This is a genomic window from Mycolicibacter engbaekii (assembly GCF_002101585.1).
GTDB lineage: Bacteria > Actinomycetota > Actinomycetes > Mycobacteriales > Mycobacteriaceae > Mycobacterium > Mycobacterium engbaekii.
Window position 1 is genome coordinate 21,201 of record NZ_LQOT01000039.1, and the last position, 19,155, is coordinate 40,355.

Sequence of the window (19,155 nt, forward strand, 5' to 3'; positions counted from 1 at the left end):
TAGTTCAAATTTTGGGACCAAGTTGCCTGGCGATGGCTGCCAGTCAACGGCTCGCGGCACGGATGCGCTGCGCCACTCTCGCGGGGAGGTCATTGATGTCGATCGGGCGCTTCCGCCAGCAGTGATCGAGCATTCGGGCGCCGGTCGAGCCGTCTTGAAGAACGCGCGGACCCCAGATTCTGACCTCGGCCACGTGGCCGTTCGACCAGGTTGCGGTGAAGTGACTGGGCCCGAAGGCCTGCGTGAAGTTCTTCCCGTCATTGCCGCAGATCATGTCGTCGAGCTCACCGACCGCGAGGTCGAAGCGCGCTTGGTGTGTTCCAGTCATCCTTGTCTCCTGTTGCGGGGTTGAATCGGGCTGTCTGTCTGCTGATTGCGCGGTGCTTGCCTCGACGGGGCTGCGGACTGTCCTGTTCGGGACGACGCGAAGGTCGACGGTCATCGGGGCGTGATCGCTGTGGGCGAGCCACTCGGTGTGCGATCCCGTGGTGACGTTGTCGATCACGGCGGCGGGGGAGACGAACGTGTAGTCGACGTGGTACGGCTTGTCGGCGTTGCGGGTCCACCACAGGGTGGGGTGCGCCTCGGTGCCAGGTAGGCAGCCATGCTGGTGGTGGTAGGCGCTGACCAGTCCGTGCGACTGCAACAGATCCATGAAGTCGCCGAACCTGACCTGGCCGCCGGGCTCGTCCCAGTAGACGGAATTGTTGAAGTCACCACTGATGACAGTCACATCCGCGGGTCCGCAGAGGAACTCGGCATAGTGCTCCATCGAGGCGCGCATGCGCCCAACCTTCGGGCCCTCTGGTGCCCGCGTCCGCGATGGTTCATATCCCATACCGCGAGCATCCGGACCTGGACGGGGCCGTCGACATGCAGTGGCATCACCCACTGATAGCCGGGATCGTAAGCGTCGTCGATTCGAAAGGTCCAGTCTCCGAAGGCGATGACCAGAAGACCCTTGTTGGGACTGGAGCCGACCCACTGCACCGAGGTGGCGCCGACAGCTGCCAACGCATCGCCGACCCGATCGGGGTGCGCCGACTCCGGGAGAACAGCGATGTCAGGCGCTAAAGCCTGTAGGAGATGGGTTTTGCCGTGCAGCCCCATTGCGACATTCCATTCGACCAGCCGCACTGTGCTCGCATCAGTCGTCATGCCACCAGACACTGCCACGTGCCACCGACAGGGCAGCCGTGCCTGTGTGGGCCGAGCCCCCCTACTCGGGGCAGTCGCCGTCGCCGGCCCAGACGGTGACCCGGGCGGCCTGCAGCACGCCGTCGGCGTTGGTGGTGCCGCCGGCGGCAACACACTTGCCGGCGCTGATCGACGGCGCGCTGACGGTGACCATCCGGCGGAAGTCGGTGTCGTCGTTGAGCGTGACCGTGGTCGGCCCCGACGGCCCGCCGACGGTCAGGGTGTCACCGGAGACCGACTCGACCACCCCGCGGACGCCGTGGTGCGCCTTCGCGGGCGCCGGGGTGTCAGCCGTCGCGGCGGGCGGCTGCGTGCAGGCACCGTCGCTGATCGCCACGAACTTCGCCGTGATGGCGCCGCTGTCGGCGGGAGCACTGTCGCGCCCGGTGCCGGCCTTGATGCAGGTGCCGGTGGTGATCTCGCCGCGCTGGGCGGGCACCGACTCGAAGATGCGGGTGCTGTCGGTCAGCGAAACGGTGGTGGTGCCCGACGCGCGAGACACCTCGAGGGTGTCGCCGGACACCGAGGAGACCGTACCCATCACGTGGTCGCCGTGGGCGTGGGCCAATGCCGGGACGAACAGCCCGGCCGCCACCAGCGCCGTCGCTCCGGTCACGGCGCCGATCGTGCGGTTACGGGTGGGTGTGCTCAGGCGGGGGGACATCGGCGTCTCCGTTCGTTGGGATGAGCCCGCGGCGGTTGCCGCTGCCGGTGCTATCACCGTCAATGGTCGAGTTAGCGAGCACCTAGATCTCAGCTGTGAGCCCGCTGTGGAGACCGCTTGCCCTCTGCAAAACGACCCGCGGGAACACCGCGACGTCGCCGGACGTTGGCTCTGTCATGGCAACTCAAGACCTCACCGCAGCGAAGTTCGAAGAAACCATCGCCGACAACGACATCGTCCTTGTCGACTTCTGGGCCTCCTGGTGCGGCCCGTGCCGCTCGTTCGCGCCGACCTTCGCGGCGGTTTCGGAGAAGCACCCGGACGTGGTGTTCGCCAAGGTCGACACCGAAGCCGAGCAGCAGTTGGCCGCCGCCGCCCAGATCCGCTCCATTCCCACGCTGATGGCGTTCAAGAAGGGCACGCTGGTGTTCAACCAGGCCGGCGCCCTGCCCGCCGCGGCGTTGGAGGACCTGGTGCAGCAGGTCAAGGATCTCGACATCGAGGCCGCCCTGGCCGAACAGAACGCCGCGGACAAGCCCGACCAGGTCTGAGGGCGCGCACGCGATAGCGTGCTTCGGTGTCTTCTGAATCCGAATTCATCCTGGTAGAGCGTCCCCGTCCGCACGTCGCCCTGATCACGCTGAATCGCCCGGAGCGGATGAACTCTATGGCGTTCGACGTGATGGTCCCGCTGCGCGACGCGCTGGCGCAGGTCAGCTACGACAACTTGGTGCGGGTGGTGGTGCTGACCGGGGCGGGCCGGGGATTCTCCTCGGGCGCCGACCACAAGTCCGCGGGTTCGGTTCCGCACGTGGAGGGCCTGACCAGGCCCACGTTCGGCCTGCGCTCGATGGAACTGCTCGACGACATCATCCTGGGGCTGCGGCGCCTGCACCAGCCGGTGATCGCGGCCGTCAACGGCGCAGCCATCGGCGGTGGGTTATGCCTGGCGCTGGCGGCCGACATCCGGGTCGCCGCGTCGGGCGCCTACTTCCGGGCCGCCGGCATCAACAACGGTCTGACCGCCAGCGAGCTGGGCCTGAGCTACCTGTTGCCCCGGGCGATCGGAACGTCGCGGGCGTTTGAGATCATGCTCACCGGGCGCGACGTCGACGCCGCCGAAGCCGAACGAATCGGCCTGGTCTCGCGGGTGGTGGAGCAGCCGAACCTGCTGGACACCTGCTACGAGATGGCCGAGCGGATCGCCGGCTTCTCCCGGCCGGGGGCCGAGTTGACCAAGCGGACGCTCTGGAGCGGACTCGACGCCGGTAGTCTGGAGGGGCACATGCAGGCCGAGGGGCTCGGACAGCTCTACGTGCGCCTGCTGACCAGCAACTTCGAGGAAGCCGTCGCTGCGCGCGCCGAGAAGCGCCCGCCGGCCTTTACCGACGATAAGTAGCCAGAACACGACAGGAGTACTGCGCGCGTGATTACCGCAACGGGCCTGGAGGTCCGCGCCGGAGCGCGCACCCTGCTCGACTCGGTTGATTCGGTGCTGCGGGTACAGCCCGGAGATCGGATCGGCCTGGTCGGCCGCAACGGCGCCGGCAAGACCACCACCCTGCGCATCCTGGCCGGTGAAGGCGAGCCCTACGCCGGCACCATCACCCGTACCGGTGAGATCGGCTACCTGCCGCAGGACCCGCGGGAAGGCAACCTCGACGTGCTGGCCCGCGACCGCGTGCTTTCGGCTCGCGGACTGGACGCCATCCTGGCCGACCTGGAGAAGCAGCAGGTGCTGATGGCCGAGGTCGTCGACGACGCCGAGCGCGACCGGGCAATCCGGCGCTACGGTCAGCTCGAAGAGCGCTTCGCCGCGCTCGGAGGGTACGCCGCCGAGAGCGAGGCGGGCCGGATCTGCACCAGCCTCGGCCTGCCCGACCGGGTGCTGACCCAGCCGCTGCGGACCCTGTCCGGCGGCCAGCGCCGCCGGGTGGAGCTGGCCCGGATCCTGTTCGCTGCCGGCGAGGGCGGTTCCGGTGGAGCGGGCTCGAACACCACCCTGCTGCTCGACGAGCCGACCAACCACCTGGATGCGGACTCGATCGGCTGGTTGCGTGACTTTCTGAAGAACCACGGCGGGGGACTGGTGCTGATCAGTCACGACGTGGACCTGCTGGCCGACGTGGTCAACCGGGTGTGGTTTTTGGACGCGGTGCGCGGCGAAGCCGATGTCTACAACATGGGCTGGCAGAAGTACCTCGACGCGCGAGCCACCGATGAGCAGCGCCGCCGCCGGGAACGCGCCAACGCCGAACGCAAGGTCGCCGCGCTGCGCAGCCAAGCCGCCAAGTTGGGCGCCAAGGCCACCAAAGCGGTTGCGGCGCAGAATATGCTGCGTCGCGCCGACCGGATGCTGGCAGCCCTCGATGAGGAACGGGTGGCCGACAAGGTCGCCAGGATCAAGTTCCCCACCCCGGCCCCGTGTGGCAAGACTCCGCTGATGGCCAGTGGCCTGACCAAGATGTATGGCTCGCTGGAGGTGTTCAGCGGTGTCGACCTGGCCATCGACCGCGGCTCGCGGGTCGTGGTGCTGGGGCTCAACGGCGCCGGCAAGACCACGCTGCTGCGCGTGCTGGCCGGCGTCGAAACCCCCGAAGCCGGCCAGCTCGAGCCCGGTCACGGGTGCAAGATCGGCTACTTCGCCCAGGAACACGACACCATCGACAACGCCGCAACCGTGTGGGAGAACATCGTCCATGCGGCCCCGGACACCTCCGAGCAGGACCTGCGTGGGCTCTTGGGCGCGTTCATGTTCACCGGGGCGCAGCTGGACCAGCCGGCCGGCACGCTCTCCGGCGGCGAGAAGACCCGGCTGGCACTGGCGGGGCTGGTGGCGTCCACCGCAAACGTTCTGCTGCTCGACGAGCCGACCAACAACCTCGACCCCGCGTCGCGCGAGCAGGTGCTCGACGCCCTGCGCAGCTACGCCGGGGCGGTGGTGCTGGTCACCCACGACCCGGGTGCGGCCGAAGCGCTGGACCCCCAGCGGGTGGTGCTGTTGCCCGACGGCACCGAGGACCACTGGTCGGCCGATTACCGCGACCTGATCGAGCTGGCCTAGCGCCCCGTCGGGGCCCGGCGGTGCCGATTGCCCGCATTTGTGCCAAAGTCGCCCCGGCGCCCGGCCGTCTTCCTACGCTGAAGTGGTCAAGGCGGCGAGGGGATGGTGTGGGGACGTGGCAACGACGACGAAATCCAACAAGCTACGTGACCGTCAGCTGGTCGAGTTGCGTAACGCCTACGAGCGTGGGGCGAGCATCCGCACGCTGGCGGCGTCGACCGGGCGCTCGTACGGGTCGGTGCACAGCATGCTGCGGGAGTCCGGCGCGGTGATGCGCAGTCGCGGTGGTCCCAACCACCGGACGCGCTCGCGCTAGCGCAACTCCGGGCATCTCGCCGAACGTGCACTCAGAGCGAGATTTCGGCGAAGAATTCGTTCTGAGTACACGCTCGGCGCGAAAATTGATCTCTAGCCGAAATCAGCTCTGGCGCACGGAGTCCTCGACCAGGTCGAGGACCGCCGACAGGCGCTGCGGATCCTCGCCGGAGGCCAGCCGCGCAACCAGTCCATCGAGCACGAGGTCCAGATAGCAGTGCAACACGTCGCCGGCCACGTCGTCGCGCAGTCGGCCGGCCTGCTTCTGACGGTGCAGGCGATCCGTTGTGGCAGCGGCCAATTCGGCTGACCGCTCCGCCCAGCCGCGGCCGAACTCCGGATCGTGGCGCAGCTTGCGGGCGATCTCGAGCCGGGTGGCCAGCCAGTCGAACTGCTCCGGCGCGGCCAGCATGTCCCGCATGACGCCGATCAGGCCCTCGCGGGAAGCCAGATCGGCCATGCGCTGCGCATCCTCACGCGCCAGTTCGAAGAACAGCGTGTCCTTGTCGCGGAAGTGATGAAATATCGCCCCGCGCGACAGCCCAATGGTCTGCTCGAGTCGCCGCACCGTCGCCTGGTCGTAGCCGTAAGCGGCGAAGCAGCGCCGAGCGCCATCGAGGATCTGGCGGCGCCGGGCCGCCAGGTGATCCTCGCTGACCCTGGGCATGGTGATCGCCGACTACGCGGTCTTGGCCGACTTCAGCATGTTGCGCAGCACGTACTGCAGGATGCCGCCGTTGCGGTAGTAGTCGGCCTCACCGGGGGTGTCGATGCGCACCACCGCGTCGAATTCGACCTTCTCGCCGTTCTCCTTGGTGGCGGTGACCTTGACCGTCTTCGGCGTCTTACCGGAGTTGAGCTCTTCGATCCCGACGATGTCGAAGGTCTCCGTGCCGTCCAGACCCAGCGACCCGGCGGACTCGCCGGCCGGGAACTGCAGCGGGATCACACCCATGCCGATCAGGTTCGAGCGGTGGATGCGCTCGAAGGACTCGGTGATGACCGCCTTGACGCCCAGCAGCGTGGTGCCCTTGGCCGCCCAGTCGCGTGACGAGCCCGACCCGTACTCCTTGCCGCCCAGCACCACCAGCGGGATGCCGGCCTTCTGGTAGTTCATGCAGGCGTTGTAGATGAACTCCTTCGGGCCACCCTCCTGGGTGAAGTCCCGGGTGTAGCCGCCCTGGGTGCCCTCCAGGCCGATGGTGTCCAGCAGGCGGTTCTGCAGGCGGATGTTGGCGAAGGTGCCGCGAACCATGACCTCGTGGTTGCCGCGGCGGCTGCCCAGCGAGTTGTAGTCCTTGCGGGCCACACCGTGGGCGTCGAGGTAGTCCGCGGCCGGGGTGCCGGGCTTGATCGGGCCGGCCGGGCTGATGTGGTCGGTGGTGACCGAGTCGCCCAGCAGTGCCATCACCCGGGCGCCCTTGATGTCGGAGACCGGCTCGGGCTCCAGGCCCATGCCGTCGAAGTAGGGGGCCTTGCGCACGTAGGTCGAGGACTCGTCCCAGGCGAAGGTGTCGCCGTCGGGGGTCGGCAGGTTGCGCCAGTTGTCGTCACCGGCGAACACGTCGGCGTAGGACTTGCGGAACATGTCCTGGTTGATCGCGGACTTGATGGTGTCGTCGATCTCCTGGGCCGACGGCCAGATGTCGCGCAGGTAGACGTCGTTGCCGTCTTTGTCCTTGCCCAGGGAATCGGTCTCGAAGTCGAAGTCCATGGTGCCGGCCAACGCGTAGGCGATCACCAGCGGCGGGGAGGCCAGGTAGTTCATCTTGACGTCGGGGGAGATGCGGCCCTCGAAGTTGCGGTTACCCGACAGCACCGCGGTGACGGTCAGGTCCTCTTCGTTGACCGCCTTGGAGATCTCCTCGGGCAGCGGGCCGGTGTTGCCGATACAGGTGGTGCAGCCGTAACCGCCCAGGTAGAAGCCGAGCTTCTCCAGGTAGGGCCACAGGCCGGCCTTCTCGTAGTAGTCGGTGACGACCTGCGAGCCGGGGGCCATGTTGGTCTTGACCCACGGCTTGGAGGACAAGCCCCTCTCGACGGCGTTGCGGGCCAGCAGTGCGGCGCCGATCATCACCGAGGGGTTGGAGGTGTTGGTGCAGGACGTGATACCTGCGACCGCGACGGCGCCGTGGTCGAGGATGAACTCACCGCGCTCCCCGGTGACCCGGATCGGCTTGCTCGGCCGGCCCTCGGCGCCGTTGGCGGCGGACTGCACGTCCACGGCACCGTCGTCGGCGAAGGACAGCGAGGCCGGGTCGGATGCCGGGAAGGATTCCTCGAGGGCTTCGTCGAGCTTGGTCTCCGGCGCCGGGTGCTGTTCCTCGACGTAGTTGTGGATGTCTTTGCGGAAGGCGGTCTTGCTCTCCGACAACAGGATCCGGTCCTGCGGACGCTTCGGGCCGGCGATCGAGGGGACCACGGTGGACAGGTCCAGCTCGAGGTATTCGGAGAAGGCCGGCTCGTGGTCGGGGTTGTGCCACATACCCTGCGCCTTGGCGTAGGCCTCGACGAGTGCGAGCTGCTCGTCGCTGCGGCCGGTCAGGCGCAGGTAGTTGATGGTCTCTTCATCGATCGGGAAGATCGCGCAGGTGGAGCCGAACTCGGGGCTCATGTTGCCCAGCGTGGCGCGGTTGGCCAGCGGCACCTCGGCCACACCCTTGCCGTAGAACTCGACGAACTTGCCGACCACACCGTGGCGGCGCAGCATGTCGGTGACGGTGAGCACCACGTCGGTGGCGGTGACGCCGGGCTGGATCTCGTCGGTCAGCTTGAAGCCGACGACGCGGGGGATCAGCATCGACACCGGCTGGCCCAGCATGGCTGCCTCGGCCTCGATTCCGCCGACGCCCCAGCCCAGCACGCCCAGGCCGTTCTGCATGGTGGTGTGGCTGTCGGTGCCGACGCAGGTGTCGGGGTAGGCCTGACCGTTGCGGACCATCACGGTGCGGGCGAGGTATTCGATGTTGACCTGGTGCACGATGCCGGTGCCCGGCGGGACGACCTTGAAGTCGTCGAAGGCACCCTGGCCCCAGCGCAGGAACTGGTAGCGCTCGGCGTTGCGCTCGTATTCGAGGGCGACGTTGCGCTCGAAGGCGTCCGCGGTGCCGAAGACGTCGAGGATGACCGAGTGGTCGATGACCATCTCCGCGGGCGAGAGCGGGTTGACCTTGTTGGGGTCGCCGCCCAGGGCGGTGACGGCCTCACGCATGGTGGCCAGGTCCACGACGCAGGGCACGCCGGTGAAGTCCTGCATGATCACCCGGGCGGGGGTGAACTGGATCTCGATGCTCGGCTCGGCGGCCGGGTCCCAGTTGGCGATCGCGTTGATGTGATCGGAGGTGATGTTGGCGCCGTCCTCGGTGCGCAACAGGTTCTCGGCGAGCACTTTGAGGCTGTAGGGCAGCTTGTCGGTGCCGGGCACGGCGTCGAGGCGGAAGATTTCGTAGTTCTGGTCGCCGACGGTGAGAGTGTCGCGCGCCCCGAACGAATTCACCGAATCTTTGCTGCTCACTTCAACTCCCCGAGATCGAGTCCTCATCCATCGACGGGTCCGCGCCGACGGGCGGGACAACTCTAACAGTACGATTGTCCTGTATAAAGTAAGGTTTACCTCACCTGACGGGGGTTGATACCGTCATCTTCCGTGACGATCCAGCACCCGCCGGCCTACATTCCCGGCGAGCTCTGCATCACCGTCGGACTCGACCCCTCCACGCCGCCCGATGACTGCATGGCACTGGTCAAGGTGGCCGTGGCGGCCGACGGTGTGAGCGCGCCGGCGGCCGATGTGCCGGCGCTGCGCGACGTGGTGGCGCAGGCGGCCCACGACGGGATCGACCTCAAGATCATCGAGGTGGCCCGCAACCCCGGGATGGACACTGCGCTGCGCGACGTGGCCACCGTGGTGGGCTATGACTATCCCGAGGCGACCGTCCTGGTGCTCAGTAATAACTATGTCGGCAGTTACAGCGGCCAGTTTCATCGGGCAAAACTGGAGGCCGCCGAAGATCACGCCAAAACCGGTGACCCGGTTACGTCGGCGCAGAATTTCCTGCACGAATTGACCACCCCCGATCTGCCGTGGACGGGGATGACGGTGGTCCTGCTGATCGGGGTGGCGGCGGCGGCCGTCGGCACCCGATTCCTGCAGCGACGCAGCAGAAAAGCTGCCGAGCGCCCCGCCGCCGCGTAGTAGCGGAGATCTCTGCGCCCCGCCCGTGCCGGGCGGGGAATTGTGCTGTGCGAGCGGTCGCGAAAATGCATCAGGTCACCGAATGGTCACAAGCCGCTTAATTACAACAATGTAGTTTGTTACGAACGGTTCTCCCGTGACTGATGTGACGTATGGTCTCAAAAGGCGCAACTGATGTAGGTGTTGCTCCTGTGCTTGTGCCGCCGGTGTAAGCACGGCGCCTGCCTGAGTCCGAGGAGATCCAAGCCGAATGAGACGCATCCGCTGTGGCTCCGATGGCTCTGCATTCCCGCCGGTGACCCGGTTCGCCCGACCCATGACGGTGTCGGTGCTCAGTGCTGCCCTCCTGCTGGGCACCCCCGGGCTGGCAGCCGCGCAACCCGCCCGCGACCCCGACGGCATCGCCGCGCTGATCGCCGACGTCGCCGACGCCAACCAGCAGCTGCAGAACCTGGGCGCCCAGATTGCCGAGGAGAAGGAAGGCGTCAACAAGGCCCTGGTGGACCTGCAGACCGCGCGCGAGGAAGCCGACGCCGCACAGCAGGAGGTGGAGGCCGGCCATCGCGCGATCGCCGACGCCGACGCCGCCATCGCCGCCGCGCAGCGCCGGTTCAACACCTTCGCCGCCTCCACCTACGTCAACGGCCCCTCGGACAGCTACCTGACCGCCGCCAACCCCACCGACATGATCGCCACGGCCGCGGCCGGCCAGCTGCTCGCGCTCAGTTCCGAGCAGGCGCTGGACAACCTCAGACGGGCCCGCACCGAGCAGGTCAACAAGGAATCGGCTGCCCGGCTGGCCAAGCAGAAGGCCGACCAGGCGGTGGCGCAGGCACAGTCCAGCCAGGATGCCGCGGTGGCAGCGCTCACCGACACCCAGCGCAAGTTCGCCGAACAACAGCAGGAGATCGACCGGCTGGCGGCACGACGCACCGAGGCCCAGGCCAAGCTCGTGGCCGCCCGTGGCCACGCGCAACCCGAAGCACCGGCCGGCGCCCCCGCCGGTGACCGGTGGGGCAATCCCGGCGCGCCCGGCGGCGGCCCGGCGAACACCCAACAGCCCCAGCGGTGGGACGGCCCCTGGGACCCGACCCTGCCGATGATCCCCAGCGCGAACATCCCCGGGGACCCGATCGCGGTCATCAACCAGGTGCTCGGGATCTCGCAGACCTCGGCGCAGGTGACGGCGAACCTGGGCCAGAAATTCTTGCAGTCGCTGGGGCTGGCCAAGCCCGACGACACCGGTATCAACAACGGCAAGATCCCGCGGGTATACGGCAAGCAGGCCTCCGAATACGTGATCCGCCGTGCCCTCTCGCAGCGCGGCGTGCCGTACTCGTGGGGCGGTGGCACCGCCGCGGGACCCGGACGCGGTATCGGCTCGGGTTCCGGCACGGTCGGTTTCGACTGTTCCGGGCTGATCCTCTACGCGTTCGCCGGAGTGGGCATCAAGCTGCCGCACTACTCCGGTTCGCAGTACAAGATGGGCCGCCAGATCCCCTCGGCTATGGCGCGGCGCGGCGACGTCATCTTCTACGGTCCCGGCGGCAGCCAGCACGTCACGCTCTACCTCGGCAACGGCCTGATGCTCGAGGCCCCGGACGTGGGCCAGGTGGTGAAGGTATCGCCGGTGCGCAAGAGCGGCATGACGCCCTTCGTAGTCCGATACATCGAATACTGACGGCGGAGCAATGCGATTGAGTGCACTACGTCTATCTCGTCTGTTCGGATCGCTGGTGGTGGCGATCCCGGTGATGCTGGGCCTGGCCGGGCCCGCTGCTGCCGACCCCGGCTGGGACCCGACGCTGCCGGCGACGATCAGCGCGGGGGCGCCCGGTGATCCGCTGGCGATCGCCAACGCGTCGCTGCAGGCCACCGCGCAGGCCACCCAGACCACCATGGACCTGGGCCGCAAATTCCTGGCCGGCCTCGGGTTCAATGTCGGCGACGAGGCCACCGGCAATGTGGCGCCCGGAAAGCGGGTACAGGGCAAGCAGGCCATCGAATACGTCATCCGTCGCGGCGGATCGCAGATGGGGGTGCCCTATTCCTGGGGCGGTGGCTCGCTCACCGGTCCCAGCAAGGGCGTCGACTCCGGCGCGGGCACGGTCGGTTTCGACTGCTCGGGCCTGATGCGCTACGCCTTCGCCGGTGTCGGGGTCCTCATCCCGCGGTACTCGGGCGACCAGTACAACGCCGGCCGGCACATTCCGCCCAGCCAGGCCCGCCGTGGCGACCTGATGTTCTACGGCCCCGGCGGCGGCCAGCACGTCACCATGTACCTGGGCGGCGGAAAGATGCTGGAAGCCTCCGGCAGTGCCGGCAAGGTGGTCGTCAGCCCGGTGCGGACCGCCGGGATGACGCCGTATCTGACCCGGATCATCGAGTACTGACGCGCCGGGACCGGGCTTGGCGTCGACGGATGCTTCGAACCCTGGAATAGTGAAACGAGGGCACAACGCTGCCCCCTCGGCGTGTGCCGTGCAAGCAGTTGTGTCTGACCGACCTTTGTGGAGGATTTGTCGATGACGTCATCGGATGGGACGCCCGCGGGCGCCAGCGGTTTCCCCGGCTCGGCCGGTGCCGAGCCAGGCACAGTCGGCGGTAGCGGGCTCGCCGCCGACGTACACACGCTGGAGCGGGCCATCTTCGAGGTCAAGCGCGTCATCGTCGGCCAGGACCAGCTCGTCGAGCGCATCCTGGTCGGCTTGCTCGCCAAGGGGCACGTGCTGCTCGAAGGTGTGCCCGGCGTCGCCAAGACCCTGGCCGTGGAGACCTTCGCCCGCGTGGTCGGCGGCTCCTTCGCCAGGATTCAGTTCACCCCGGACCTGGTTCCCACCGACATCATCGGCACCCGGATCTACCGCCAGGGCCGGGAGGAGTTCGACACCGAACTCGGTCCGGTGATGGCCAACTTCCTGCTGGCCGACGAGATCAACCGAGCGCCGGCCAAGGTGCAGTCGGCACTGCTGGAGGTCATGCAGGAGCGCAAGGTCTCCATCGGCGGCAAGAGCTTCGCGCTGCCCAACCCGTTCCTGGTGATGGCCACGCAGAACCCGATCGAGCACGAGGGCGTCTACCCGCTGCCCGAAGCGCAGCGCGACCGCTTCCTGTTCAAGATCAACGTGAGTTACCCCTCGCCGGAGGAAGAGCGCGAGATCATCTACCGGATGGGTGTCACGCCGCCGGAGCCCAAGCAGATCCTCGGGACCGGAGACCTGGTGCGGCTGCAGACCCTGGCGGCCAACAACTTCGTGCACCACGCACTGGTGGACTACGTGGTGCGGGTGATCACCGCGACGCGCCAACCCGAGCAGTTCGGCATGCCGGACGTGAAGAACTGGCTGTCGTTCGGCGCGTCGCCGCGTGCCTCGCTGGGCATCATCGCCGCCGCCCGTGCGCTGGCGCTGGTTCGCGGCCGCGACTACGTGATCCCGCAAGACGTCATCGAGGTCATTCCGGATGTGCTCCGGCACCGGCTGGTGTTGTCCTACGACGCGCTCGCCGATGAGATCAGCCCGGAGATCGTCATCAACCGGTTGCTGCAGACGGTGCCGCTGCCGCAGGTGAACGCCGTTCCGCAGCAGCACTCGCCGGCACCGGGTGCCCCGACCGCGGCGGCTGTGGCCGGCGGTCGGTGAGCGAGCCCGACACCGGGGCTGGATCGTCGCAGCCTGCCGGAACCAGCACCGCTCCGCCGTCGATGCTGCGCGGAGAGATCCGCGACCCCAAACTGGCGGCGGCACTGCGCACCCTGGAACTGACCGTCAAGCGCAAGCTCGACGGTGTTCTGCACGGCGACCACCTGGGCTTGATTCCCGGCCCCGGTTCCGAGCCCGGCGAATCCCGGCTGTATCAGCCGGGCGACGACGTGCGACGGATGGACTGGTCGGTCACCGCGCGCACCACCCACCCGCATGTTCGGCAGATGATCGCCGACCGCGAGCTGGAGACCTGGCTGGTGGTGGACATGTCGGCCAGCATGGATTTCGGCACCGCCGGCTGCGAGAAGCGTGATCTGGCCGTGGCCGCGGCAGCGGCCATCGTCTATCTCAACAGCGGGGGCGGTAACCGGCTGGGCGCGCTGGTGGCCAACGGCGAGCGCGTGGTGCGGGTGCCGGCACGGTCCGGGCGCAACCACGAGCAGACTCTGTTGCGCACCATCGCCACCACGCCCCGGGCCCCGGTGGGGGTTCGCGGCGACCTGGCGGCGGCCATCGACGCGCTGCGCCGGCCCGAGCGGCGGCGGGGCATGGCGGTGATCATCAGCGACTTCCTGGGCCCCATCAACTGGATGCGCCCGTTGCGGGCGATCGCCGCCCGGCACGAGGTGCTGGGCGTGGAGGTGCTCGATCCGCGCGACGTGGAATTGCCCGACGTCGGCGACGTGGTGCTGCAGGACACCGAAACCGGGGTCACCCGCGAGTTCACCATCGACGCCAAGCTGCGGGACGATTTCGCCCGGGCAGCCGTGGCCCACCGCGCCGACGTCGCGCGGGCGCTGCGCAGTTGCGGCGCACCGCTGTTGAGCCTGCGGACGGACCGGGACTGGATCGCCGACATTGTCCGATTCGTCGAGTCACGCCGGCGCGGCGCGCTGGCGGGTACACCGTGACCTCGACCCGTTACCAGACAGGTCTGTTATGACACTGCCGCTACTGGGGCCGATGACCCTGTCGGGCTTCGCGCACCCGTGGTTCTTCCTGTTCCTGCTCGTGATCCTGGGTCTGGTCGCGCTGTATGTCGTGATGCAGGTGGCGCGGCACCGCCGGATTCTGCGGTTCGCCAACATGGAGCTGCTGGAAAGCGTGGCGCCCAAGACGCCGACGCGCTGGCGGCACCTGTCGGCGATCCTGCTGGTCACCTCGATGGTGCTGTTCACCATCGCGATGGCCGGCCCCACGCACGACGTCCGGATTCCGCGCAACCGCGCGGTGGTGATGCTGGTGATCGACGTCTCGCAGTCGATGCGGGCCACCGACGTCGCGCCGAGCCGGCTGGCCGCCGCGCAGGAAGCCGGCAAGCAGTTCGCCGACGAGCTGACCGCCGGCATCAACCTGGGCCTGATCGCCTACGCCGGCACCGCGACCGTGTTGACCTCGCCGACCACCAACCGCGAGGCGACCAAGGCCGCGATCGACAAACTGCAACTGGCCGACCGGACCGCAACCGGCGAAGGCATCTTCACCGCGCTGCAGGCGATCGCCACGGTGGGGGCCGTCATCGGCGGGGGCGACACCCCGCCGCCGGCCCGGATCGTGCTGCTGTCCGACGGCAAGGAGACGGTGCCGTCCAATCCCGACAACCCCAAGGGGGCGTTCACCGCGGCGCGCACCGCCAAGGATCAAGGGGTGCCGGTCTCGACGATCTCGTTCGGCACGGCTTACGGCTACGTCGAGATCAACGAGCAGCGCCAGCCGGTGCCGGTCGATGACGACTCGTTGAAGAAGATCGCCGATCTGTCCGGCGGCACCGCCTACACCGCCTCCAGCCTGACCCAGCTCAAAGAGGTTTACGCCACCTTGCAGGACCAGATCGGCTTCGAGACCATCCGCGGCGACGCCAGCACGGGCTGGCTGCGGCTGGGCTCGTTCGTCCTGGCGCTGGCCGCGCTGGCGGCACTGCTGCTCAACCGCCGCCTGCCCGCCTGACCCACCTCCTCGTTGACTCTGCGGCTACCAGGCAAAAGTGCGAGTGGGCGCTTTGGTGAGCGCAGAGTCAACGCCGGGCACTGATAGGTTATGCCGGTGACTGACAGCGAAACGCCCACCGGAAAGCCGCCATTCGTGTCCCGTTCGGTCCTCGTGACCGGTGGAAACCGGGGGATCGGGCTGGCGATCGCACAGCGACTGGCCGCCGACGGCCACAAGGTGGCGGTCACCCACCGTGGTTCCGGGGTCCCCGAGGGGCTGTTCGGTGTCGTGTGCGACGTCACCGACAACGAGGCCGTGGACCGTGCGTTCACCGAAGTCGAGGAGCACCAGGGTCCGGTCGAGGTGCTGGTGGCCAACGCCGGCATCTCCAAGGACGCGTTCTTGATGCGGATGACCGAGGAGCGCTTCGAAGAGGTCATCAACGCCAACCTCACCGGCGCTTTCCGGGTCACCCAGCGGGCGTCGCGCAGCATGCAGCGTAAGCGCTTCGGCCGGATCATCTACATCGGATCGGTCTCCGGCATGTGGGGGATCGGCAACCAGGCCAACTACGCGGCGGCCAAGGCGGGCCTGATCGGCATGGCGCGCTCGATCTCTCGCGAGCTGTCCAAGGCCGGCGTGACCGCCAATGTCGTCGCCCCCGGCTACATCGACACCGAGATGACCCGTGCGCTCGACGAACGGATCCAGGCCGGCGCCCTGGACTTCATCCCCGCCAAGCGGGTCGGCACCGCCGAGGAGGTCGCCGGGGCGGTGAGCTTCCTGGCCTCGGAGGACGCGGGTTACATCGCCGGCGCGGTCATCCCCGTCGATGGCGGCATGGGCATGGGCCACTAACGAACCGTTCAGAGACCAAGATAGGGAAACTTCAATGGCAGGCATTCTCGAAGGCAAGCGGATCCTGGTCACCGGGATCATCACCGACTCCTCGATCGCGTTTCACATCGCCAAGGTCGCCCAGGAGGCCGGCGCCCAGCTGGTCTGCACCGGGTTCGACCGGCTGCGGCTGATCCAGCGCATCATCGACCGGCTTCCGGAGCCGGCGCCGCTGCTGGAACTCGACGTACAGAACAACGAGCACCTCGACACGCTGGCCGCACGCGTCACCGAGGTGATCGGCGAGGGCAACAAGCTCGACGGTGTGGTGCACTCCATCGGATTCATGCCGCAGACCGGCATGGGCGTCAACCCGTTCTTCGACGCGCCCTACGAGGATGTGGCCAAGGGCATCCACATCTCGGCGTATTCGTACGCGTCGCTGGCCAAAGCGGTGCTGCCGATCATGAACCCCGGCGGCTCCATCGTGGGCATGGACTTCGACCCGACCCGGGCGATGCCGGCCTACAACTGGATGACGGTGGCCAAGAGCGCCCTGGAATCGGTGAATCGCTTCGTCGCGCGCGAGGCCGGACCCCTCGGCGTGCGGTCGAATCTCGTTGCCGCCGGGCCAATCCGGACCCTGGCCATGAGCGCGATCGTGGGCGGGGCGCTCGGCGAAGGCGCCGGTGAGCAGATCCGCCTGCTCGAAGAGGGCTGGGACCAGCGGGCCCCGATCGGCTGGGACATGAAAGACCCGACACCGGTGGCCAAGACGGTGTGCGCCCTGATGTCCGACTGGCTGCCGGCCACCACCGGAACGGTGGTCTACGCCGACGGCGGCGCGCACACCCAGTTGCTCTAGATGGAGCTGGACGCCGTCCTGCTGCTGTCATTCGGCGGGCCCGAAGGGCCCGAGCAGGTGCGGCCGTTTCTGGAGAACGTCACCCGGGGGCGCGGTGTGCCGCCGGCCCGGCTCGACGCCGTCGCCGAGCACTACCTGCACTTCGGTGGTGTCTCGCCGATCAACGGCATCAACCGGGCCTTGGCCGACGAGCTGCGCGCCGAACTGCCCGGACTGCCGGTGTATTTCGGCAACCGCAACTGGGAGCCCTATGTCGAGGACGCCGTGGCGGCGATGGCGGACGACGGCGTGCGACGCGCCGCGGTGTTTGCCACCTCGGCGTGGGGCGGATATTCTGGCTGTGAGCAGTATGCCGAGGACATCGCCCGAGCCCGGCGGGCCGCCGGCGACGGCGCCCCGGAACTGGTGAAGCTGCGCCAGTACTTCGATCACCCGTTGTTCGTGGCGATGTTCGCCGACGCGATCGCCGTCGCCGCCGACAGCCTGCCCGCGGCGCTGCGATCGGACGCCCGGCTCGTGTTCACCGCGCATTCGATCCCGGTGCGCGCCGACCAGCGCTACGGTCCGCAGCTCTACAGCCGCCAGGTCGCGCACGCCACGCGGCTGGTGGCGGCGGCTGCGGGTTACCCCGACTACGACCAGGTGTGGCAGTCGCGGTCCGGCCCGCCGCAGGTGCCCTGGCTGGAGCCCGACGTCGAGGCGCACCTGGCCACGCTGGCGCAGTCAGGTGTCCCGGCGGTGATCCTGTGCCCGATCGGCTTTCTCAGCGACAACATCGAGGTGGTGTGGGATCTCGACACGCAGGTCCGGGCCCAGGCGCAGGCGGCCGGTATCGCCTACGCACGGGCGGCCACCCCGAACGCGGACAACCGGCTGGCCCGGCTTGCCCGAAGCCTGATCGAGGAGCTGCGCGACGGTGCCGCGCCGCAACGGGCCGCGGGTTCAGAAGGCCTGGGCTGCGGGTTCGGGGTCAACGGTGCGTCGTGCGGTGCGGCGCACTGCGCCGCGATCGTGGCGCCGGACAGCTGATCGGCGGCGGCTACCGCCGCCAGGCCGAGTGCAGGATCGCCGTCACCGCGGCGCTGCGCGCCGAACGCACCACCGTGTTCAGCGGCGCAACCGCGTCGACGGCGCGCTGGACCGCGGCGGCCGACTGTGCGCTCGCGGTCAGTAGATCGGCACTGACGGTCAGGATCGCCTCGACGTGCGCGGCGCTGTGCAGAACGCGGACCGCACGCGGCGGGGCGTGCTCGGGAATCCGGTGCAGCAGTACGGCTTCCACCAGCTGTTCGACCTGCAGTCGTGGGTCCTCCACGCCGTAGTCGGCCCATCGCGAACCGGTGGATCCCAGCACGTCGGTGGCGGTGCGGATGGCAGACCGCAAGCCGTATTCGGCCTCGCCCAGATCGTGGTGTTCGGCGGCCGGCATGCCGGTCAGCGGGAAGGCGGTCCAGCACAGTTCGGCGGCGGACTCGTCGTCGGCGTCTTCGGAGTAGGCCGGCACCAGACCGATCGGGGGCGAGGCGTCGGCCGAACCGATCACTACGGCCTCACCGGCAAGAATCGCCTCGCGCTGAAACGTCGTCCCGGCCGGCAGCCCCCGAACATCGCCGGGTACCGGAAACACCGGCCGGATGCCGTCGCCGGCCGCGGTGCCGGCGCCGCGCACCAACTGCAGCAGTGCGGCCGCGCCGCCATCGCCGCCCCCGGCCCAGGGCACCGCGGCCTCGCCGATGCTGATCACGTCATAGGCCGCCACCGCCTGCATCGGTGCCCACGCCGAGAGGGCGTCCAACACGTCGTCGGGGGCGGCCAGGCCCGCCAGCCAGGCGTTGGCCCACACCGCCAGCGAAGTACTCGGGCACCACATGATGCAAGGCAGTGTAGTTGTCCGATTTGTCCCTGTCGGACCGCACAGGTTCGGGGTGTTCTCGGGCTATTCTGGCCGCATGCCGACTGCCCTGATCTGGTTGGTCTTCGCACTTGGGCTCGCGGGAGCCGAGGCCCTCACGGGTGACATGTTCCTGCTGATGCTCTCCGGCGGTGCGCTCTCGGCGGCGGCCGCCAGTGCGTTGACCGATTGGCCGCTGTGGACCGACGGCGCGGTGTTCCTGGTGGTCTCGGTGCTGCTGCTGGTGCTGGTACGACCCGCGCTGCGCCGCCGGATGTGGGCGGGCACGGGTGACGAAACCGGGGTGCTGGCGCTGCAGGGCAAGACCGCCCTGGTGCTCGACCGCGTCGAACTGCACGCCGGCCGGGTGAAGCTGAACGGCGAGGTCTGGACCGCCCGCCCGCTCGCCGACGGCGACGTGTTCGAACCGGGGGAGCAGGTCACCGTGATGCACATCGACGGGGCTACCGCGGTGGTCGGCAAGATCGTGTAAC

At 68.4% G+C, this 19,155-nt stretch carries 20 protein-coding genes; 14 read left to right on the top strand and 6 right to left on the bottom strand.

The features are described from left to right. Positions 1–43 precede the first annotated feature (43 nt). The 3 genes from AWC02_RS11240 to AWC02_RS11245 all read right to left on the bottom strand — a co-directional run bounded on the left by AWC02_RS11240 (position 44) and on the right by AWC02_RS11245 (position 1,861). Positions 44–784, bottom strand: a complete 741-nt coding sequence (locus AWC02_RS11240; RefSeq protein WP_085128857.1) for an exonuclease/endonuclease/phosphatase family protein — start codon at positions 782–784, stop codon at positions 44–46. Beyond that, positions 730–1,158: a hypothetical protein gene (locus AWC02_RS21945; RefSeq protein ID WP_165757894.1), complete on the bottom strand. Its 429-nt coding sequence runs from the start codon at positions 1,156–1,158 to the stop codon at positions 730–732. Before AWC02_RS21945 ends, AWC02_RS11240 begins: the two co-directional genes overlap by 55 nt. Positions 1,159–1,219: 61 nt before the next feature. After that, on the bottom strand, positions 1,220–1,861 hold the full coding sequence (locus tag AWC02_RS11245; RefSeq protein ID WP_085128858.1) for a DUF5666 domain-containing protein: 642 nt from the start codon (positions 1,859–1,861) through the stop codon (positions 1,220–1,222). A gap of 176 nt (positions 1,862–2,037) precedes the next feature. Here AWC02_RS11245 and trxA point away from each other — a divergent pair, with 176 nt between their 5' ends. The 4 genes from trxA to AWC02_RS11265 all read left to right on the top strand — a co-directional run bounded on the left by trxA (position 2,038) and on the right by AWC02_RS11265 (position 5,241). After that, positions 2,038–2,412: a thioredoxin gene (gene trxA, locus AWC02_RS11250; protein WP_064999940.1), complete on the top strand. Its 375-nt coding sequence runs from the start codon at positions 2,038–2,040 to the stop codon at positions 2,410–2,412. Between the two features lie 26 nt (positions 2,413–2,438). Beyond that, positions 2,439–3,260 (top strand): enoyl-CoA hydratase, encoded by an 822-nt coding sequence (locus AWC02_RS11255; protein WP_085128859.1) that lies wholly within the window; start codon positions 2,439–2,441, stop codon positions 3,258–3,260. A 27-nt stretch (positions 3,261–3,287) separates the two neighbouring features. After that, the gene (locus AWC02_RS11260) at positions 3,288–4,925 is read left to right on the top strand and encodes an ABC-F family ATP-binding cassette domain-containing protein (protein WP_085128860.1); all 1,638 of its coding nucleotides are present in this window, start codon (positions 3,288–3,290) and stop codon (positions 4,923–4,925) included. A 115-nt stretch (positions 4,926–5,040) separates the two neighbouring features. Further along, positions 5,041–5,241: a helix-turn-helix domain-containing protein gene (locus tag AWC02_RS11265; RefSeq protein WP_085128861.1), complete on the top strand. Its 201-nt coding sequence runs from the start codon at positions 5,041–5,043 to the stop codon at positions 5,239–5,241. A gap of 102 nt (positions 5,242–5,343) precedes the next feature. Here AWC02_RS11265 and AWC02_RS11270 read toward each other — a convergent pair whose 3' ends face one another. Further along, on the bottom strand, positions 5,344–5,907 hold the full coding sequence (locus AWC02_RS11270) for a TetR/AcrR family transcriptional regulator (RefSeq protein ID WP_085128862.1): 564 nt from the start codon (positions 5,905–5,907) through the stop codon (positions 5,344–5,346). 12 nt (positions 5,908–5,919) lie between these two features. Then, positions 5,920–8,754 carry an aconitate hydratase gene (locus tag AWC02_RS11275; protein WP_207568043.1) on the bottom strand — a complete coding sequence of 945 codons (2,835 nt, stop codon included), beginning with the start codon at positions 8,752–8,754 and terminating at the stop codon, positions 5,920–5,922. Between the two features lie 177 nt (positions 8,755–8,931). On the opposite strand from AWC02_RS11275, the gene AWC02_RS11280 reads away from it, so the two are divergent. From AWC02_RS11280 to AWC02_RS11320, 9 genes are all read left to right on the top strand, one after another. After that, positions 8,932–9,435: an Rv1476 family membrane protein gene (locus AWC02_RS11280; protein ID WP_336385674.1), complete on the top strand. Its 504-nt coding sequence runs from the start codon at positions 8,932–8,934 to the stop codon at positions 9,433–9,435. Positions 9,436–9,685: 250 nt separating this feature from the next. After that, entirely contained in the window at positions 9,686–11,116 is a 1,431-nt protein-coding gene (gene ripA, locus AWC02_RS11285) for an NlpC/P60 family peptidoglycan endopeptidase RipA (RefSeq protein ID WP_085128864.1), read from the top strand. Positions 11,117–11,189: 73 nt separating this feature from the next. After that, positions 11,190–11,828, top strand: a complete 639-nt coding sequence (gene ripB / locus AWC02_RS11290) for an NlpC/P60 family peptidoglycan endopeptidase RipB (RefSeq protein WP_419179244.1) — start codon at positions 11,190–11,192, stop codon at positions 11,826–11,828. A 132-nt stretch (positions 11,829–11,960) separates the two neighbouring features. After that, positions 11,961–13,076 (top strand): chaperone MoxR1, encoded by a 1,116-nt coding sequence (gene moxR1, locus AWC02_RS11295; protein WP_085128882.1) that lies wholly within the window; start codon positions 11,961–11,963, stop codon positions 13,074–13,076. A 62-nt stretch (positions 13,077–13,138) separates the two neighbouring features. After that, positions 13,139–14,050 carry a DUF58 domain-containing protein gene (locus AWC02_RS11300; RefSeq protein WP_085128883.1) on the top strand — a complete coding sequence of 304 codons (912 nt, stop codon included), beginning with the start codon at positions 13,139–13,141 and terminating at the stop codon, positions 14,048–14,050. Between the two features lie 28 nt (positions 14,051–14,078). After that, on the top strand, positions 14,079–15,086 hold the full coding sequence (locus AWC02_RS11305; protein ID WP_085128865.1) for a VWA domain-containing protein: 1,008 nt from the start codon (positions 14,079–14,081) through the stop codon (positions 15,084–15,086). 96 nt (positions 15,087–15,182) lie between these two features. Then, on the top strand, positions 15,183–15,926 hold the full coding sequence (fabG1, locus tag AWC02_RS11310) for a 3-oxoacyl-ACP reductase FabG1 (protein ID WP_419179242.1): 744 nt from the start codon (positions 15,183–15,185) through the stop codon (positions 15,924–15,926). Positions 15,927–15,960: 34 nt separating this feature from the next. Beyond that, positions 15,961–16,770: an NADH-dependent enoyl-ACP reductase InhA gene (inhA, locus tag AWC02_RS11315; protein WP_085128867.1), complete on the top strand. Its 810-nt coding sequence runs from the start codon at positions 15,961–15,963 to the stop codon at positions 16,768–16,770. Then, positions 16,771–17,799, top strand: coding sequence for a ferrochelatase (locus AWC02_RS11320; protein WP_085128868.1), 1,029 nt, complete (start codon positions 16,771–16,773; stop codon positions 17,797–17,799). It begins immediately after the preceding gene. A 10-nt stretch (positions 17,800–17,809) separates the two neighbouring features. Here the strand turns inward: AWC02_RS11320 and AWC02_RS11325 are convergent, their stop codons facing one another. Then, positions 17,810–18,640 (bottom strand): hypothetical protein, encoded by an 831-nt coding sequence (locus AWC02_RS11325; protein ID WP_085128869.1) that lies wholly within the window; start codon positions 18,638–18,640, stop codon positions 17,810–17,812. Positions 18,641–18,719: 79 nt separating this feature from the next. On the opposite strand from AWC02_RS11325, the gene AWC02_RS11330 reads away from it, so the two are divergent. Next, positions 18,720–19,154: an NfeD family protein gene (locus AWC02_RS11330; protein ID WP_085128884.1), complete on the top strand. Its 435-nt coding sequence runs from the start codon at positions 18,720–18,722 to the stop codon at positions 19,152–19,154. Position 19,155 lies beyond the last annotated feature (1 nt).

Excerpts from the sequence above, each read along its gene's own strand:
- AWC02_RS11240 (WP_085128857.1), bottom strand. The coding sequence starts at position 784 with ATGCGCGCCTCGATGGAGCACTATGCCGAGTTCCTCTGCGGACCCGCG.
- AWC02_RS21945 (WP_165757894.1), bottom strand. The coding sequence starts at position 1,158 with ATGACGACTGATGCGAGCACAGTGCGGCTGGTCGAATGGAATGTCGCA.
- AWC02_RS11245 (WP_085128858.1), bottom strand. The coding sequence starts at position 1,861 with ATGTCCCCCCGCCTGAGCACACCCACCCGTAACCGCACGATCGGCGCC.
- trxA (WP_064999940.1), top strand. The coding sequence starts at position 2,038 with ATGGCAACTCAAGACCTCACCGCAGCGAAGTTCGAAGAAACCATCGCC.
- AWC02_RS11270 (WP_085128862.1), bottom strand. The coding sequence starts at position 5,907 with ATGCCCAGGGTCAGCGAGGATCACCTGGCGGCCCGGCGCCGCCAGATC.
- ripA (WP_085128864.1), top strand. The coding sequence starts at position 9,686 with ATGAGACGCATCCGCTGTGGCTCCGATGGCTCTGCATTCCCGCCGGTG.
- ripB (WP_419179244.1), top strand. The coding sequence starts at position 11,190 with ATGCTGGGCCTGGCCGGGCCCGCTGCTGCCGACCCCGGCTGGGACCCG.
- moxR1 (WP_085128882.1), top strand. The coding sequence starts at position 11,961 with ATGACGTCATCGGATGGGACGCCCGCGGGCGCCAGCGGTTTCCCCGGC.
- AWC02_RS11300 (WP_085128883.1), top strand. The coding sequence starts at position 13,139 with ATGCTGCGCGGAGAGATCCGCGACCCCAAACTGGCGGCGGCACTGCGC.
- AWC02_RS11305 (WP_085128865.1), top strand. The coding sequence starts at position 14,079 with ATGACACTGCCGCTACTGGGGCCGATGACCCTGTCGGGCTTCGCGCAC.
- inhA (WP_085128867.1), top strand. The coding sequence starts at position 15,961 with ATGGCAGGCATTCTCGAAGGCAAGCGGATCCTGGTCACCGGGATCATC.
- AWC02_RS11320 (WP_085128868.1), top strand. The coding sequence starts at position 16,771 with ATGGAGCTGGACGCCGTCCTGCTGCTGTCATTCGGCGGGCCCGAAGGG.
- AWC02_RS11325 (WP_085128869.1), bottom strand. The coding sequence starts at position 18,640 with ATGTGGTGCCCGAGTACTTCGCTGGCGGTGTGGGCCAACGCCTGGCTG.
- AWC02_RS11330 (WP_085128884.1), top strand. The coding sequence starts at position 18,720 with ATGCCGACTGCCCTGATCTGGTTGGTCTTCGCACTTGGGCTCGCGGGA.